The organism is Streptomyces sp. NPDC046465 (assembly GCF_040646035.1).
GTDB lineage: Bacteria > Actinomycetota > Actinomycetes > Streptomycetales > Streptomycetaceae > Streptomyces.
Genome location: NZ_JBEYZK010000015.1, coordinates 106,126 through 122,305 on the forward strand (window position 1 = coordinate 106,126; position 16,180 = coordinate 122,305).

Sequence of the window (16,180 nt, forward strand, 5' to 3'; positions counted from 1 at the left end):
CTCGGGGAAAGCCCGCGCTCATCGGAATACGGCCGCAAGGGAAATTGCGGCTAGTCTGCGCTTCGCGGATTCGACGGCACGGAGGCGGAATGGATCTCGACGCGCAGGATCAATCCCCGGGAGCCGGGGTGCATATCGCGCTGGTCCACTGGTCGTTTCCGCCCTGTGTGGGCGGGGTCGAATCCCACCTGTGGGACTACTCGCGGCTGTTGGCGCGGCGCGGCCACCGCGTCACCGTCCTCACCGGCACGCCCGGCGCGCAGACACCGGATCAGCCGGGCGTGGAACTGCTCACCCACCCGGCGCTCGACCTCGCGAGAGTCGAGCGCGACCCCGGCGACCTGCGCCGCCTCACCCGGTGGTTCGCCGACGTCCTGGGGGAGCGCGGCGTACGCGTGGTGCACGGCCACAACCTGCACCACTTCAGCGACGCCCCGGCCAAGGCCCTGCAGGCGCTGCGGGGGCCGCTCGGTCTGGTGCTCTGTCACACGTACCACAGCATCTGGGGGGCGCCGGGAAGCGGCAGATCCGCGCTCACGGCGGCGGAGTGGGACGGCCACTACGCGGTCTCGGAGTTCCTGCGGACCGCCTGCGCCGACGTGCTCGGCGTGCGGGCGGAGCGCACCTACCTGGGCATCGACACCGCTCCGTACACGGCGGTCGCGCCGCTCGACGGCGCCCCGCGGCAGGGCACGGTCCTGCTGCCCGCGCGGCTCATCCCGGACAAGGGCGCGATGCTCGCGGTGGCCGCCCTCGACCTGATCGTCAAGCGCCGCATGTGCGCATTCGAGCCCCGGCTCGTCCTCACGGACACCCGTCGGACGGTCGATTTCCACGGCGAGAAGATCGGCTTCCGGGAAAGCCTGGAAAAGGAGATCGAGAAGCGCGATCTGAAGCCATACGTGGATTTCGTGGAGGCCGGCGTCGAGCAAATGCCTGATCTCTATGCCGAGTCCACGGTCGTCGTCTACCCCTCGCTTTTCGACGAGCCGATGGGACTCGCCCCGTTGGAGGCCATGGCGGCCGCGCGGCCCGTCGTGGTGACGCGGATGGGCGGCCTCGACGAGGGCGTCGACGCCGACGGAGTGATCGGCTACCTCGTGCCGCACAGGAACGCGGAGCACGTCGCCGCGCGCCTCGCCGAACTCCTCGACGACCGTGAGACCGGGCGCCGGATGGGGCTGCGCGGACGGGACCACGTCAGGGACCACTTCGACCTGCGCGAGATCTACCTGGAGCGGATGCGCGAGGAGTACCGCACACTGCTCTCCCGAGCGGACGGAGCGTCAGCGGGCGGTACCCGGACCGGCGCCCGCGCCGGTGTCTGAACCGGCGCCCGCGCCCCCCTCCGCGCCCGTGTCGACCCGCCAGCCCCCGGGCAGCCCCGCCACCGCCGTCCGCCCGTCCCGGCCGACCCGTACCGAGAGGTCCGCGCCCGCGAGACGCAGCCCCGACGCGGTGAGCGGCCCGAGCGGCGCCGGGTGGAGCGGGCGCAGAGCGAGTCTCTGCCGTGCCGCGTCAGGGCGCAGCCCGAGCAGCGCCGTGAGCACCGCGACGCCGGACGCCGCCGACCAGCCCTGCGGGCGGCAGGCCGCCGGGTAGGCGAGGGGGGCGGGGGAGGTCTCGGTCCGTGCGTCGCCGCCGTACAGCTCCGGCATCCGGTACGAGAAGTGCACCGCCGCGTCGAGGAGGCCGTCGGTGAGTGCCGCGGCCTCGGCCTGGCGGCCCGTCGCGCAGAGGCCCTGCACGGCGATCGCCGTGTCGTGGGTCCACACCGAACCGCCGTGGTAGCTCATGGGGTTGAAGCCGGGCACGGCCGCGGACCGGCTGCGCAGCCCCCAGCCGGAGTTCAGTTCGGGGGAGGCAAGCCAGGCGGCGACATCGGCGCAGCCCTCCGCGTCGAGGATGCCGGTGGCGAGCAGCTGGCCCATGTTGGAGGCGGGCCCGGTGACCGGGTCGAGGTCCCGGCCGACCGCGATGGCGGCGTAGCGGGGAGCGGGGCCGTCCTCGCCGGTGATCCAGAAGGCGTCGGCGAAACGGTCGCGGAGGGCCGCGGCCCAGCCGCGCAGATCGCGGGCGCGCCCGGCGGCCCCGCGCGATTCCAGGAGGGCGGCCAGGCCCGTCGCCGCCTCGTAGGCGTACCCCTGCACCTCGCAGAGGGCCAGCGGGGGCTCGATGCGGCGGCCCGCCGCGTCGCGCACCGCGTCGGCGGAGTCCTTCCACGACTGGTGGAGCAGCCCGCCGGGGCGCGGGTAGTAGCGCAGCAGCCCGTCCTTGTCCTTGCCGCAGACGGCGATGATCCAGTCCATCGCGCGTTCCGCGTACGGCAGGAGGTCGTCGACGTCGGCCGCGGGCAGGCCCCAGCGCCAGGCGTCGACGAGGAGCGAGACGAAGAGCGGGGTCGCGTCGACGGAGCCGTAGTAGTGGGAGGGGAGGAGGAGGCCGTGGCCGTGCTGCGACTGCGCGGGCCGCAGCTCGTGCAGGATGCGCCCCGGAGCCTCCTCACGGAACTCGTCGTGGACCGTGCCCTGCCGCCGGGCGAGCGTCCTCAGGGTGCCGCGGGCCAGCTCCGTGCCGAGCGGCAGCAGCATGCGGGCCGACCAGATCGAGTCCCTGCCGAACAGCGTCAGGTACCAGGGGCAGCCCGCGGCGATGAACTGGTCGTCGTGGGATGCGGCCCGGCGCTCGGTCCCGTCCGCGAGGCGCAGCGCCCGCAGATCGGCGAGCCCCTGGCGGACCAGGGCGACAAGGCGCCGGTCGCCCTGGACCACGGGCTCCGACCAGGGCACGTGCGGGGAAGCGGCGACCGGGTGGCCGGGCGGGGCGGGGACGGCGCGGCCCGTGACGGTGAGCCGGATCAGCCAGGAGCCGGCCGGCGGCAGGTCGACCCGGGACCAGGTGAAGGTGCCGCCCGCCGGGCCCGCGGAGGTCCTGGGACGCTCGGGGCACCCGGTGGCGAGGATCCCGGCGCGGCCCGTGGCGGAACACCAGGAGAGCTCCGCCGCGCCGGTCCGCGCGGCGGACGGCGGCACGGCGGGGCCGGTGAGCCCGTGCTTCACGTCGGCGATGTCGGCGAGGTCGGTGGCGGCGGCCAGCTCGACCCGCACTTGACGGGCGACGGTGCCCACGTTGCGCAGCAGGACCGTCTCGCCCTCACCTGCGGTGCGCACGCGCTCGACGATCAGCGTCGGGTCGTCCGTGCCGTCGCCCGGATAGCGGTGCACGGCGGTGAAGCGGACCCGGTCGGGGCCGAGCGGCTGGACGCCGACGGGATCGGGCTCGCGGCCGTCGATCAGCAGCACCAGGGTGTGCAGGAGCCGCCGGTCGTGGTCGTAGAAGCCGTCGGCCCGCGCGCCGCGGAGCTGGCCGTCACGGCCCGATGCGGTGAAGGCGGGTGCCGCGACGCAGATCACCACGTCGTGCAGCAGCGGCTGCAGGGCGAGGGCCCGGTGCGGTGCGGGTAATTCCGGGATGTCGGCCACGGAACGGGAGTGCCCGCTGCGCCCTCACGTCATGCCGCGGTCGCTCCCGCCGTCCCTCCCGCCGTCCCCTCCGCCGTCACTCCCAGCGGAAGAACTTCGCCGCCGCGCCGAGCCCGAGCACCGCCCACACCGCGAGGATCCCGAGGTCGCCCCACGGCACGCCCGCACCGTGCTGCAGCACGTCGCGCAGCCCGTCCGAGAGCGCCGAGACGGGCAGCAGGCCGAGCACGCTCTGGGCCGCGTCGGGGAACTTGTCGAGCGGGACGATCACGCCGCCGCCCATGAGGAGGAGCAGGAAGACGAGGTTCGCGGCGGCGAGCGTCGCCTCGGCCTTGAAGGTGCCCGCCATCAGCAGGCCGAGGCCGGAGAACGCGGCCGTGCCGAGCACCAGGAGCAGGAGTACGGAGAAGGGGTTGCCGTGCGGCGACCAGCCGAGGGCGAACGCGATGACCGTCAGCAGCACGATCTGCAGGACCTCGGTGACCAGGACCGAGAGGGTCTTGGCGGTCATCAGGCCCCAGCGGGGGAGCGGCGAGGCGCCGAGCCGCTTGAGCACGCCGTAGCGGCGCTCGAAGCCCGTCGCGATGGCCTGTCCCGTGAAGGCCGTCGAGAGCACGGCGAGCGCGAGGATGCCGGGCGCGAGGAAGTCCACGGCCTCGCCCTCACCGCCCGCGGTTTCAGTGGGCACAGTCACGATGTCGACCGCGCTGAACAGCACGAGCAGCAGGGCCGGAATGATGACCGTCAGGAGCAGCTGCTCGCCGTTGCGCAGCAGCATCTTCGTCTCGAACGCCGCCTGCGCGGTGATCATGCGGGGGAGCGGGGCGGCGCCCGGCTCCGGCGTGTAGGTACCAGCGGCGCTCATCCGCGCAGCTCCTTACCGGTCAGCTCCAAGAAGACGTCCTCCAGGGTGTGGCGCTCGACCGAGATCTTCTCCGGCATCACGCCGTGCTGCGCGCACCACGAGGTGACGGTGGCGAGCAGCTGCGGGTCGACCGTGCCGCTCACCCGGTAGGAGCCGGGGGTCAGTTCGGCGGCGGCCGAGTCCGAGGGCAGGGCCTTGAGCAGCGAGGCGACGTCGAGGCCGGGGCGGCCGGTGAAGCGCAGGGTGTTCTCGGCGCCGCCGCGGCACAGCTCGTCGGGGCTGCCCTGGGCGATGACCTTGCCCGCGTCGATGATCGCGACGTCGTCGGCGAGCTCCTCGGCCTCGTCCATGTGGTGCGTGGTGAGGATGACGCCGACGCCGTCGCGCCGCAGATCGCGTACGAGGTCCCAGGTGGCCCGGCGCGCCTGCGGGTCGAGGCCCGCGGTCGGCTCGTCGAGGAAGACGAGGTCGGGCCTGCCGACCACGGCCATGGCGAGCGCGAGGCGCTGCTGCTGGCCGCCGGAGAGCCGCCGGTAGGTGGTGCGGCCGCAGCTCTCCAGGCCGAGGCGCTCGATGAGCGCGGCCACGTCGAGGGGGCGTGCGTGCAGCTTGGCCACGTGCCGGAGCATCTCGTCGGCGCGGGCGCCGGAGTAGACGCCGCCGGACTGGAGCATCACGCCGATGCGGGGCCGCAGGCGGTCCGCCTCGCGCACCGGGTCGAGGCCGAGGACGCGCACGGTGCCGGAGTCCGGCTTCCGGTAGCCCTCGCAGGTCTCGATCGTGGTGGTCTTGCCCGCGCCGTTGGGGCCGAGGACGGCCGTGATGCCCGCCCCGGCCGTCAGGTCGAGACCGTCCACCGCGGTCTTGGTTCCGTACCGCTTGACCAGATTCCGGATCTGGACGACGGGCTCGTTTCGCATGGTGAGCCAGTCTAGGGACGGGGCCGGGGTCCCGGTCGGGCGGGTCGGCGGAGTTCCGCCGCGCGCCGCTACGTCTGCGGCCGGTTGTCCGCAAGCCACCGTTCGGCGTAAGCGACCGCGTCCGCCACGGGGAAGACGCGCGACAGTGCGGCGCCGACGTGGCCGCGTACGACGGGGGAGTCCTTCTCGTACGCCGCGCCGAGCTCCGCGAAGCCGTCCTCGGAGATCGAGCGTTCCCGCACGGTCTGCCAGCGGCGCCCCTTGGACGTCATGACGGCGAAGGAGTTCTCCGCCGAGGGGCCGGGGATCCGGTACTCGGCCAGATGGAAGGCCGTACAGGCGTCGAACCCGGCTCCGAGGAGCAGGACGCGGGCGCCCGCCTTCTCCAGGCGCGCCAGGGGGCTGCGCTCACCGAGGCGGCAGTCGTGGGCGTGCCCGGAGGTGGCGTGGTCAGCGGGTCGTACGCGGGCAGCGACGCGCGGATCACGGGCTGCCACGTCGCGGGCACGGGCGGGCTCTGCCACAGCGCGGGGTCGGAGTTGTCGCCGGAGTGGGCGGGGGCCACCAGCGTGCCGTCCGGGCCCAGCGTGTCGAGCAGCGCCTGGACGACGGCGACCGCGCCGCCCGCGACCCAGCCGAGGGCGCTGAGCGAGGTGTGGACGAGGAGGGTCTCACCAGGGAGCACACCGAGCTTCAGGAGCTCGTCGGCGAGCGTCGCGCGGGTGCACAAAGGGCCGGTCGGAGGGGGTGTCGGCATGGTTGTCGACTCTGCTCGACGGGGCTCGGGGGCGCCACCGGTTTGATCGATCGGTGATCGTTTCCGCAGGTCAGCTTAGGTATGCCTAAGTGATGCAGCGCACCAGGGGTCGCTGAGGGCGCGGGTTGTCAGGCTCTGAGGAATTACGCAACAATGGCGTTGTGAAAAACGTTGGCGAGGCTCCGCAGGAGGAACTCGCGACCGGTGAGCGTTCGACGCGCAACCGTGTCGCGCGGTCCATCCTGGATCACGGCCCGTCCACCGTCGCCGACCTCGCGAAGCGCCTCGGCCTCACCCAGGCGGCCGTCCGCCGGCACCTCGACGCCCTCGCCCATGAGAACGTCGTCGAGCCCCGTGAGCAGCGCGTCTACGGCGCAAGGACCCGGGGCAGGCCCGCCAAGGTCTTCGCCCTGACCGACTGCGGACGCGACGCCTTCGACCAGTCGTACGACAAGCTGGCCGCGGACGCGCTCCGCTGGATCACCGAGCAGCACGGCGAGGGCGCGGTCGTCGAATTCGCCCGGGCGAGGATCGCGGCCCAGGCCGAGACGTACCGCAAGGCGATGGCCGCCGCACCCCCCGAACAGCGCACCGAGGCTCTCGCGAAGGCATTGACCGCCGACGGGTACGCTGCTACGGCGCGTAGCGCACCGGTCGGCGAGCAGCTCTGCCAGCACCACTGCCCTGTCGCCCATGTCGCCGAGCAGTACCCGCAGCTGTGCGAGGCGGAGACGGAAATGTTCTCCACGCTGCTCGGCACGCATGTGCAGCGCCTCGCCACGATCGCCCACGGAGACGGCGTCTGCACGACGTTCATCCCGCGCAGTGGCAGCGGCGGCGACAGCACCACACGGACCACCACATCAGCATCAGCAAGCACGGCCGGGAGGAACCCCGCATGACGCTCCCCACGGAGACTGCCCACCCCGAACTCGAGGGTCTGGGCACGTACGAATACGGCTGGGCCGACTCCGACACGGCGGGTGCCTCCGCCAAGCGCGGCATCAACGAGGACGTCGTCAAGGACATCTCGGCGAAGAAGTCCGAGCCGGAGTGGATGACCAAGCTGCGCCTCAAGGGCCTGCGGCTCTTCGACAAGAAGCCCATGCCCAACTGGGGCTCGGACCTGTCGGGCATCGACTTCGACAACATCAAGTACTTCGTGCGGTCCACGGAGAAGCAGGCGGAGTCCTGGGAGGACCTGCCCGAGGACATCAAGAACACGTACGACAGGCTCGGCATCCCCGAGGCGGAGAAGCAGCGCCTCGTCGCCGGTGTCGCGGCCCAGTACGAGTCCGAGGTCGTCTACCACCAGATCCGTGAGGACCTGGAGGAGCAGGGCGTCATCTTCATGGACACCGACACGGCGCTGAAGGAGCACCCGGAGCTCTTCAAGGAGTACTTCGGGACCGTCATCCCCGTCGGTGACAACAAGTTCGCGTCGCTGAACTCCGCCGTGTGGTCCGGTGGCTCGTTCATCTACGTCCCCAAGGGCGTACACGTCGAGATCCCGCTCCAGGCCTACTTCCGTATCAACACGGAGAACATGGGCCAGTTCGAGCGGACGCTGATCATCGTCGACGAGGACGCCTACGTCCACTACGTAGAGGGCTGCACCGCGCCGATCTACAAGTCGGACTCGCTGCACTCGGCCGTCGTCGAGATCATCGTGAAGAAGGGCGGCCGCTGCCGCTACACGACGATCCAGAACTGGTCGAACAACGTCTACAACCTGGTCACCAAGCGCGCCGTGGCGTACGAGGGCGCGACCATGGAGTGGATCGACGGCAACATCGGCTCCAAGGTGACGATGAAGTACCCCGCCGTCTACCTCATGGGCGAGCACGCCAAGGGCGAGACGCTGTCCATCGCCTTCGCGGGCGAGGGCCAGCACCAGGACGCCGGCTCCAAGATGGTCCACATGGCGCCGAACACGTCCTCCAACATCGTCTCCAAGTCGGTGGCGCGCGGCGGCGGTCGTACGTCGTACCGCGGCCTCGTCGAGATCGGTGAGGGCGCCGCCGGATCGAAGTCGAACGTGCTCTGCGACGCCCTGCTCGTCGACACGATCTCCCGCTCGGACACCTACCCCTACGTCGACGTCCGCGAGGACGACGTCTCCATGGGGCACGAGGCCACGGTCTCCAAGGTCTCCGACGACCAGCTCTTCTACCTGATGAGCCGCGGCATGACGGAGTTCGAGGCCATGGCGATGATCGTCCGCGGCTTCGTCGAGCCGATCGCCAAGGAGCTGCCCATGGAGTACGCCCTGGAGCTGAACCGGCTGATCGAGCTGCAGATGGAGGGTTCGGTCGGTTAATTCCGGCGACCATCCTTCGCAGCGACTGACTTCTTACGCAGAGAGAGAGCACGACGACAGCCATGGCTGAGGCTCAGAATATTCCGGTCGGGTCGACGACCGCCGGGTCCATCGCGGTGGCCGCCGAGTCCACCGTCGCCACCCGCATGAGCGCGCCCCCGTCCTACGACGTGGACAGCTTCCCCGTGCCGCACGGGCGCGAGGAGGAGTGGCGGTTCACCCCGCTGGAGCGCCTGCGCGGCCTGCACGACGGCACCGCTGTCGCCGACGGCGGCATCCGCGTCGAGGTGAGCGCCCCCGAGGGCGTCACCCAGGAGACCGTCGGCCGCGACGACGCCCGCGTCGGCAAGGCGGGCAAGCCCGTAGACCGCGTCGCCGCCCAGGCGTACTCGTCCTTCGAGAAGGCCTCGGTCGTCACCGTCCCCAAGGAGACGGTGCTCACCGAGCCGATCCGCATCGCCGTGCACGGCGAGGGCGGCACCGCCTTCGCGCACCAGGTCATCGAGCTGGGCGCGTTCGCTGAGGCCCTGGTCGTCATCGACCACACCGGTGACGCCGTGCTCGCCGCCAACGTCGACTTCGTCGTCGGCGACGGCGCCAAGCTCACCGTCGTCTCCGTCCAGGACTGGGACGACAAGGCGGTGCACGTCGCCCAGCACAACGCGCTGGTCGGCCGCGACGCCACCTTCAAGTCCGTCGTCGTCACCTTCGGCGGCGACCTGGTCCGTCTCCACCCGCGCGTGCACTACGCGGGCACCGGCGGCGAGGCCGAGCTCTTCGGCCTGTACATCACCGACGCGGGCCAGCACCAGGAGCACCGCCTCCTGGTCGACCACAACACCCCGCACTGCAAGTCCAACGTCGTCTACAAGGGCGCGCTCCAGGGCGACGACGCCCACGCGGTGTGGATCGGCGACGTCCTCATCGAGGCCGCCGCCGAGGGCACGGACACGTACGAGATGAACCGCAACCTGGTTCTGACCGACGGCGCCCGGGTCGACTCGGTGCCGAACCTCGAGATCGAGACCGGCGAGATCGTCGGCGCGGGCCACGCCTCGGCGACCGGCCGCTTCGACGACGAGCAGCTCTTCTACCTGCAGTCGCGCGGCATCCCGGAGGAAGAGGCCCGCCGCCTCGTCGTCCGTGGCTTCTTCGCCGAGCTGGTCCAGCAGATCGGCCTGCCCGACGTCGAGGAGCGCCTCATCGCCAAGATCGAAGAGGAGCTGGAGGCGACCACCGCATGAGCCTCGACCAAGCCCGCTTCGTTCGGGCCTGCGGACTGAGCGAGCTGGAGGAGGACACCCCCAAGCGGGTGGAACTCGACGGCACGCCCGTCTCGGTCGTCCACACCGAGGGCGAGGTGTACGCGATCCACGACATCTGCTCGCACGCGAACGTCTCCCTCTCCGAGGGCGAGGTGGAGGACTGCCAGATCGAGTGCTGGCTGCACGGCTCCAGCTTCGACCTCCGCACCGGCAAGCCGTCCGGCCTCCCCGCGACGCGCCCCGTCCCCGTATACCCCGTAAAGATCGAAGGGGGCGATGTACTCGTTGATGTGCACGCCTCCCCTTCCCAGGAGTCCTGAGGCACCCATGGCAACGCTTGAAATCAAGGACCTGCACGTCACCGTCGAGGCCGACAACTCCACCAAGGAGATCCTCAAGGGCGTCGACCTGACCGTGAAGCAGGGCGAGACCCACGCCATCATGGGCCCGAACGGCTCCGGCAAGTCGACCCTCGCCTACTCCGTCGCGGGCCACCCCAAGTACACGATCACGCAGGGCACCGTGACCCTCGACGGCGAAGACGTCCTGGAGATGTCCGTCGACGAGCGTGCCCGCGCCGGCATGTTCCTCGCCATGCAGTACCCGGTCGAGGTCCCCGGCGTCTCGGTTTCCAACTTCCTGCGTACGTCGGCGACGGCGATCCGCGGCGAGGCCCCCAAGCTGCGCACCTGGGTGAAGGAGGTCAAGTCCGCGATGGAGCAGCTCCAGATGGACCCGGCCTTCGCCGAGCGCAACGTGAACGAGGGCTTCTCCGGCGGTGAGAAGAAGCGCCACGAGATCCTGCAGATGGAGCTCCTCAAGCCGAAGATCGCGATCCTCGACGAGACGGACTCCGGCCTGGACGTCGACGCGCTGCGCCAGGTCTCGGACGGCGTCAACCGCGTCCGCGAGACGGGTGAGGTGGGCACGCTCCTCATCACCCACTACACGCGCATCCTGCGTTACATCAAGCCCGACTTCGTGCACGTCTTCGCGAACGGCCGCATCGCCGAGTCCGGCGGCGCCGAGCTCGCCGACAAGCTCGAGGCCGAGGGCTACGAGGCTTACACGAAGGGTGGCGCATCCGCGTGACAGTGGCCCACCAGGGGCTCTCCGGCCTCCTCGACACCGAGGCGATCCGCAAGGACTTCCCGATCCTGGATCGCACGATCCACGACGGCAAGAAGCTCGTGTACCTGGACAACGCGGCGACCTCGCAGACGCCGCGCCAGGTCCTCGACGTGCTGAACGAGTACTACGAACAGCACAACGCCAACGTCCACCGCGGCGTGCACGTCCTCGCCGAGGAGGCCACGGCGCTGTACGAGGGCGCCCGCGACAAGGTGGCGGCGTTCATCAACGCGCCCTCCCGCGACGAGGTGATCTTCACCAAGAACGCCTCGGAGTCGCTCAACCTCGTGGCCAACATGCTCGGCTGGGCCGATGAGCCCTACCGCGTGGACCACGAGACCGAGATCGTCATCACGGAGATGGAGCACCACTCCAACATCGTCCCGTGGCAGCTGCTCTCGCAGCGCACCGGCGCGAAGCTGAAGTGGTTCGGCCTCACGGACGACGGCCGCCTCGACCTCTCGAACATCGAGGAGGTCATCACGGAGAAGACGAAGATCGTCTCCTTCGTGCTGGTCTCCAACATCCTGGGCACGCACAACCCGGTCGAGGCCATCGTGCGCCGCGCCCAGGAGGTCGGCGCGCTCGTCCTGATCGACGCCTCGCAGGCCGCCCCGCACATGCCGCTCGACGTGCAGGCGCTGCAGGCCGACTTCGTGGCCTTCACCGGCCACAAGATGTGCGGCCCGACGGGCATCGGCGTCCTGTGGGGACGGCAGGAGCTCCTGGAGGACCTCCCGCCCTTCCTCGGCGGCGGCGAGATGATCGAGACGGTGTCGATGAACTCGTCGACGTACGCTCCCGCGCCGCACAAGTTCGAGGCGGGCACGCCCCCGGTCTCCCAGGCCGTGGGCCTGGGCGCGGCCGTGGACTACCTGTCCGCCATCGGCATGGACAAGATCGCCGCGCATGAGCACGCGATCACCGAGTACGCGGTCAAGCGCCTCCTTGAGGTCCCCGACCTCCGCATCATCGGCCCCACCACGGCCGAGGAGCGCGGCGCCGCGATCTCCTTCACGCTCGGCGACATCCACCCGCACGACGTGGGCCAGGTGCTCGACGAGGAAGGCATCGCGGTCCGCGTCGGCCACCACTGCGCGCGCCCCGTCTGCCTCCGCTACGGAATTCCTGCGACCACGCGAGCGTCGTTCTATCTGTACTCCACGCCCGGCGAGATCGACGCGCTCGTCGACGGCCTGGAGCACGTACGGAACTTCTTCGGCTGAGGGGCTGCTGGGCAACGTGAAGCTGGATTCGATGTACCAGGAAGTCATCCTGGACCACTACAAGCACCCGCACGGGCGTGGTCTGCGCGATGGCGACGCCGAGGTGCACCACGTCAACCCGACGTGCGGCGACGAGATCACGCTGCGCGTGAAGTACGACGGGTCGACGATCGCCGACGTGTCGTACGAGGGCCAGGGCTGCTCCATCAGCCAGGCCAGCGCGTCCGTCCTGAACGACCTCCTGGTCGGCAAGGAGCTCGCCGAGGCGCAGAAGATCCAGGAAGTCTTCCTGGAACTGATGCAGTCCAAGGGCAAGCTGGAGCCGGACGACGCGATGGAGGAGGTCCTTGAGGACGCGGTCGCGTTCGCCGGGGTCTCCAAGTACCCGGCGCGTGTGAAGTGCGCCCTGCTGAGCTGGATGGCCTGGAAGGACGCGACGGCCCAGGCACTGGGCGAGACCGACGGGGCCGCTGAAAGGAAGACGGCATGAGCGAGAACGAGACACTCACGACGAAGCCCGCTTCGGAGGAAGAGGTCCGCGAGGCGCTGTACGACGTCGTCGACCCCGAGCTGGGCATCGACGTCGTCAACCTCGGCCTGATCTACGGCGTGCACGTCGACGACGCCAACATCGCCACGATCGACATGACGCTGACGTCCGCGGCCTGCCCGCTGACCGACGTCATCGAGGACCAGGCGAAGTCGGCGACGGAGGGCATCGTCAACGAACTCCGGATCAACTGGGTCTGGATGCCGCCGTGGGGCCCGGACAAGATCACGGACGACGGACGCGAGCAGCTGCGGGCCTTGGGGTTCAACGTCTGAGACGGCCTGAGCCGGGCGGAGACCGCCCTGCTTCGAGGCTTTCGAGGCCCCCCGGAGGATTCTCCGGGGGGCCTCTCCATGTTCAGCGGCGCAGCGCACGGACGAACGTACGGAAGGCGCTGATCCGTTGCTCACCGTGCAGCCCCCGCAGCGCGGCGAGGAACCCGATGAGCAGAGCGAGGGCAGAGACCAGCGGGATGAGGATCACGAAGACCAGCTCGGTCAACGGCATGACGGCCCTTTCGACGGCACTTGCGGACTGATGGCTTGACGGCCTGGTGGCTTGATGGCCTGATGGGCCGATCGAAGCCCCGCGTGCTGTCGTACGGAGTGGTCCTGATCCCTCGGAACCTCTGTCTGCGCAGGTCACATGCTATGAACCGGAATTTCTGTGGGGTCCGGGCCGGGACCGGAATCCGCGGTCGACGGCACGGGGCCGGTCGTCGCGGAAGGGTGTGAACCAGTCGTCGGGAGCGAGATTCGCCATCCCGAGCCGCTGGTTGACGTCGTTGTCGGGCTCCTCGATGCCTTCCATCCAGGGTTGGTAGAGCATCAGCACGTCGTCGTCTTCGAGGAGCGCCCGCTTGCAGGCCCACCAGTCGTAGTCACCGGGCCGGGCCGGTGCGCCCTCGCAGAATTCCTCGGCCAGATCCGGCGAGTCCTCCGTAATGGCAGCCGCGTGCTCCAGCGCCAGATGCAGGGCCATCTCCTCGCCGGTGCAGCACGGCAGCGGGAGGCGGCTGTCGGCGATGTCGTGCGCGAGGTCGTCGAAGCAGCGGATCATCTCCCGGCGCCACTGGGTTCCCTGCTGCCAGGTCTGGGCCGGCAGCATGTCGAAGCAGCCGATGAATGATTCCTCGGTGGTGACGGGACGGCCCTCGATCTCCGCCAGCACATCCACGGCGGCGTCGGCCTCGATCTCCAGTGCGGCCTTCAGGACGGCCAGTGTGCGCGGAGTGGGCTGCCGGGGGCCGTCGTCCTCGAACTCGTCGTCGGGGCGGTCCGGATCCACGTCCGGCGGCCGGTCCGGCGGCCGGACTCCGGCGAGCACGGGCTGCCTGAAGTACGCGGCGGAAAGTGGATCTCCGAGCTTCGCCGCCCGCCGGTAGCACTTGTGGGCCTTCTCGTACTTGTGGCGCCGGTGGTAGAGGTTCCCGAGGAGCCGGAGCGACATCAGGTCGCCGTGGGCGGCGGCCCGGCGATACCACTCCTTGGCGGACTTGGCCTGCTCGTTCCACTTGCCCTCCTGCTCGGCTTGGTCGAACAGCTTCTGCAGCGCATCGGACATGCGGCGCGTCCGGTCCTCGGGGGCTTCGTCCGGTGGGGAGAACTTGCCCCGCCATTCGTTGAGCAGCCCGAGGGCACGCATGGCGACGTGGTCTCCCGCCTCCGCGGCGATGACATAGAGCTTCTCGGCCTCCTCCTGGCGTCCCTCGGCGAAGTAGACCTGGGCGAGGTTGGTGGTCGCCTCCCGGTGCCCCTTCCTGGCTGCTTCGAGGTAGAGCCTCGTCGCCTCGTCGAAGTCCCGTTTCCGGTACGCGAGGATGCCGAAGCGGAAGAAGGCGTCCGGGACTTCCGCTTCGAGCGCCAGAGCCCAGAGCCGCTCGGCCTCGTCGTGCTCTCCGCGGTCCTCGTGCATGTTCGCGAGCTTGGCGCCTGCCTCCACGAGGCCCAGTCCGTAGGCTCGGCGCCACCACTTCTCGGCCTTCTTCGCCCGGCCCTGGCGCGAGTACCGCACCCCGAGGTTGAGCATGCCCTTGGCGTTGCCCGCCTTCGCGAGGCGCAGCCACCACGCGGCCGCGGCCGCTTCCTCGTCCCGGTCCAGGAGGATCGACCCGACGTACAGCATCGAGCCGATGTGTCCGGCTTCCGCGGACGGCAGGAGGGAACGCAACGCGAGGTCGCCCCGGTCGGCGCGGTAGCAGGAGACGCCCACGCCGTAACGCTCCTCCACGGAGGAGGCATGGGCGACGGCCGCTTCCCTGACCTCGTCCGGCACCACCGGGGCGGTACCGCTGAGGGAGAGCATGTCGACCAGGTAGTCGAAGGGGCGCCACGTGTCCTCTCCGACGGGCAGCAGGAGACGGCTGACGCCGATCGGGTCCTGGCTCGCCCAGGCCAACGCTTCATCGAGGGGTTCCGGTGTGAGCAGGGCGTCGGCTTCGCCGGAGAGATACCCGGTGTGCAGAGAAGTGATGAGGCCCGTCGGGAGCGGACCGCTCAGACCCGACCGTGCGAGGTCGACGGCGGCGGCCACCAGGGCATGACCGCGCGGATTCCCGCCTACGTAACGGGAGTTGCGCCAGCGGTCCCAGAGGTGCGGGCCCGCCGACAGGTACTCGGCGATGCCGTGTCGCCGATGGTGGCGCAGGGCGTCGACCAGCCGCGGATCGATCTCCGCCGCGGTGCGTGCCAGTTCCGGCGCGCTCCACACGCGGGGCAGATCGATCGCTTCGGCGGCCTTGAGCACGGGGTCGCTGACGTCGATCCGCGTATAGGCGTCGCTGCCCTTGGCCGTACGGGTGGGGCGGGGCCTGCGGCTGTTGTACTCGGCGAGACGCATGGTCGCCAGAAGTACGGACCGGCAGTCGACGAGCCGCCGCAGCGCGTCGGTATCGAGCCGACCGGACCCCAGGAAGTGCTCCAGTTCGTCCAGCCAGACCACGCACTGCCTGCCCTGCTCGGCCAGGACGCGGGCGTTCTCGACGCAGGAGTCGAAGGAGCTCTCCCGGGGCGGGCAGAGCAGAGGCAGGTCCGGCAGGACCCGGCTCATGGCCTCGAAGGCCGTCCGGGTCTTGCCTGCCGTCGAGTCACCCTTGAGGAGAACCATGCCGCCTGCCGCGGCCGCCGCGCGCAGAGCGTCATCCACGGCCGGGTCGACATCACGCTCCACGTACGGGGGCACCGGGTCGACATCGTCGTTCTTCCGGGCCTGGCGGACGCCCAGCAGGATCGGGTCCGTGTCCCGGACGAGCGGTGCGTCCCGGAGCGTGGGGACGGCCCTGCGCGTGGGCAGCGGGACCGCTCCGGAGGCGCGGTAGCGAGCTTCCCATTCGCGGGGATCGATCCGGGCCCGGGGCAGGCTCGACAGTTCGCCGACGATGCTCAGGAAAGTCTGCAGTGACGCCCACGTCGCGGGCCGGGACCTGCCGTTCTGCCAACTGCTCAACACGGTCCGGGAGAGCGCCACGCGGCGCCGGGTGCGGCTGGCCGACACGATGCGGTCGAGTGTCAGGCCCGAGTCACGTATGAGCTGCCGGACCGCCGCTCCGAACTCCGGATGCTGCGTAGTTGCCATGGAGGGTCCCCGCTTCGACGACGTGGGCCCCATTTTGCTGGAAAGCGCCGGGCGGGAGGCCGCCTCCGTTGCGTACGGTCGTACACAACGA

14 protein-coding genes and 1 pseudogene are annotated in these 16,180 nt (G+C 70.3%); 9 read left to right on the forward strand and 6 right to left on the reverse strand.

Annotation, left to right across the window (positions count from 1 at the left end):
• Positions 1-89 precede the first annotated feature (89 nt).
• A complete protein-coding gene (locus ABZ953_RS23795) occupies positions 90-1,328 on the forward strand; it encodes a glycosyltransferase family 4 protein (RefSeq protein ID WP_361727088.1) in 1,239 nt (412 codons plus the stop codon).
• Here the strand turns inward: ABZ953_RS23795 and ABZ953_RS23800 are convergent.
• From ABZ953_RS23800 to ABZ953_RS23815, 4 genes and pseudogenes are all read right to left on the reverse strand, one after another.
• Complete coding sequence (locus ABZ953_RS23800; RefSeq protein WP_361727090.1) at positions 1,287-3,482, reverse strand: glycogen debranching N-terminal domain-containing protein; 2,196 nt, start codon at positions 3,480-3,482, stop codon at positions 1,287-1,289. The genes ABZ953_RS23795 and ABZ953_RS23800 overlap by 42 nt on opposite strands.
• Positions 3,483-3,558: 76 nt before the next feature.
• Positions 3,559-4,347 (reverse strand): ABC transporter permease, encoded by a 789-nt coding sequence (locus tag ABZ953_RS23805; protein ID WP_361727092.1) that lies wholly within the window; start codon positions 4,345-4,347, stop codon positions 3,559-3,561.
• The gene (locus ABZ953_RS23810) at positions 4,344-5,267 is read right to left on the reverse strand and encodes an ABC transporter ATP-binding protein (RefSeq protein ID WP_361727093.1); all 924 of its coding nucleotides are present in this window, start codon (positions 5,265-5,267) and stop codon (positions 4,344-4,346) included. The genes ABZ953_RS23805 and ABZ953_RS23810 overlap by 4 nt, the downstream gene beginning before the upstream one ends.
• A 68-nt stretch (positions 5,268-5,335) precedes the next feature.
• Positions 5,336-6,024, reverse strand: a pseudogene (locus tag ABZ953_RS23815) (AAC(3) family N-acetyltransferase).
• A gap of 161 nt (positions 6,025-6,185) precedes the next feature.
• On the opposite strand from ABZ953_RS23815, the gene ABZ953_RS23820 reads away from it, so the two are divergent.
• The 8 genes from ABZ953_RS23820 (at position 6,186) to ABZ953_RS23855 (ending at position 12,791) form a co-directional block, all read left to right on the forward strand.
• Positions 6,186-6,926 (forward strand): metalloregulator ArsR/SmtB family transcription factor, encoded by a 741-nt coding sequence (locus ABZ953_RS23820; protein ID WP_361727095.1) that lies wholly within the window; start codon positions 6,186-6,188, stop codon positions 6,924-6,926.
• Positions 6,923-8,344, forward strand: coding sequence for a Fe-S cluster assembly protein SufB (gene sufB / locus ABZ953_RS23825; RefSeq protein ID WP_361727096.1), 1,422 nt, complete (start codon positions 6,923-6,925; stop codon positions 8,342-8,344). Before ABZ953_RS23820 ends, sufB begins: the two co-directional genes overlap by 4 nt.
• Before the next feature lie 62 nt (positions 8,345-8,406).
• On the forward strand, positions 8,407-9,588 hold the full coding sequence (sufD, locus tag ABZ953_RS23830) for a Fe-S cluster assembly protein SufD (RefSeq protein ID WP_361727098.1): 1,182 nt from the start codon (positions 8,407-8,409) through the stop codon (positions 9,586-9,588).
• Complete coding sequence (locus ABZ953_RS23835) at positions 9,585-9,929, forward strand: bifunctional 3-phenylpropionate/cinnamic acid dioxygenase ferredoxin subunit (RefSeq protein ID WP_355817992.1); 345 nt, start codon at positions 9,585-9,587, stop codon at positions 9,927-9,929. Before sufD ends, ABZ953_RS23835 begins: the two co-directional genes overlap by 4 nt.
• A gap of 7 nt (positions 9,930-9,936) precedes the next feature.
• Positions 9,937-10,701 (forward strand): Fe-S cluster assembly ATPase SufC, encoded by a 765-nt coding sequence (gene sufC / locus ABZ953_RS23840; protein ID WP_361727100.1) that lies wholly within the window; start codon positions 9,937-9,939, stop codon positions 10,699-10,701.
• Positions 10,698-11,966, forward strand: coding sequence for a cysteine desulfurase (locus tag ABZ953_RS23845; protein ID WP_361727102.1), 1,269 nt, complete (start codon positions 10,698-10,700; stop codon positions 11,964-11,966). The genes sufC and ABZ953_RS23845 overlap by 4 nt, the downstream gene beginning before the upstream one ends.
• Positions 11,967-11,982: 16 nt before the next feature.
• Complete coding sequence (sufU, locus tag ABZ953_RS23850) at positions 11,983-12,456, forward strand: Fe-S cluster assembly sulfur transfer protein SufU (RefSeq protein WP_361727104.1); 474 nt, start codon at positions 11,983-11,985, stop codon at positions 12,454-12,456.
• A complete protein-coding gene (locus ABZ953_RS23855) occupies positions 12,453-12,791 on the forward strand; it encodes a metal-sulfur cluster assembly factor (protein WP_361727105.1) in 339 nt (112 codons plus the stop codon). Before sufU ends, ABZ953_RS23855 begins: the two co-directional genes overlap by 4 nt.
• An 82-nt stretch (positions 12,792-12,873) precedes the next feature.
• Here ABZ953_RS23855 and ABZ953_RS23860 read toward each other — a convergent pair whose 3' ends face one another.
• Entirely contained in the window at positions 12,874-13,023 is a 150-nt protein-coding gene (locus ABZ953_RS23860) for a hypothetical protein (RefSeq protein ID WP_361727107.1), read from the reverse strand.
• A gap of 141 nt (positions 13,024-13,164) precedes the next feature.
• Positions 13,165-16,089, reverse strand: coding sequence for a tetratricopeptide repeat protein (locus ABZ953_RS23865; protein WP_361727109.1), 2,925 nt, complete (start codon positions 16,087-16,089; stop codon positions 13,165-13,167).
• Positions 16,090-16,180: the final 91 nt, after the last annotated feature.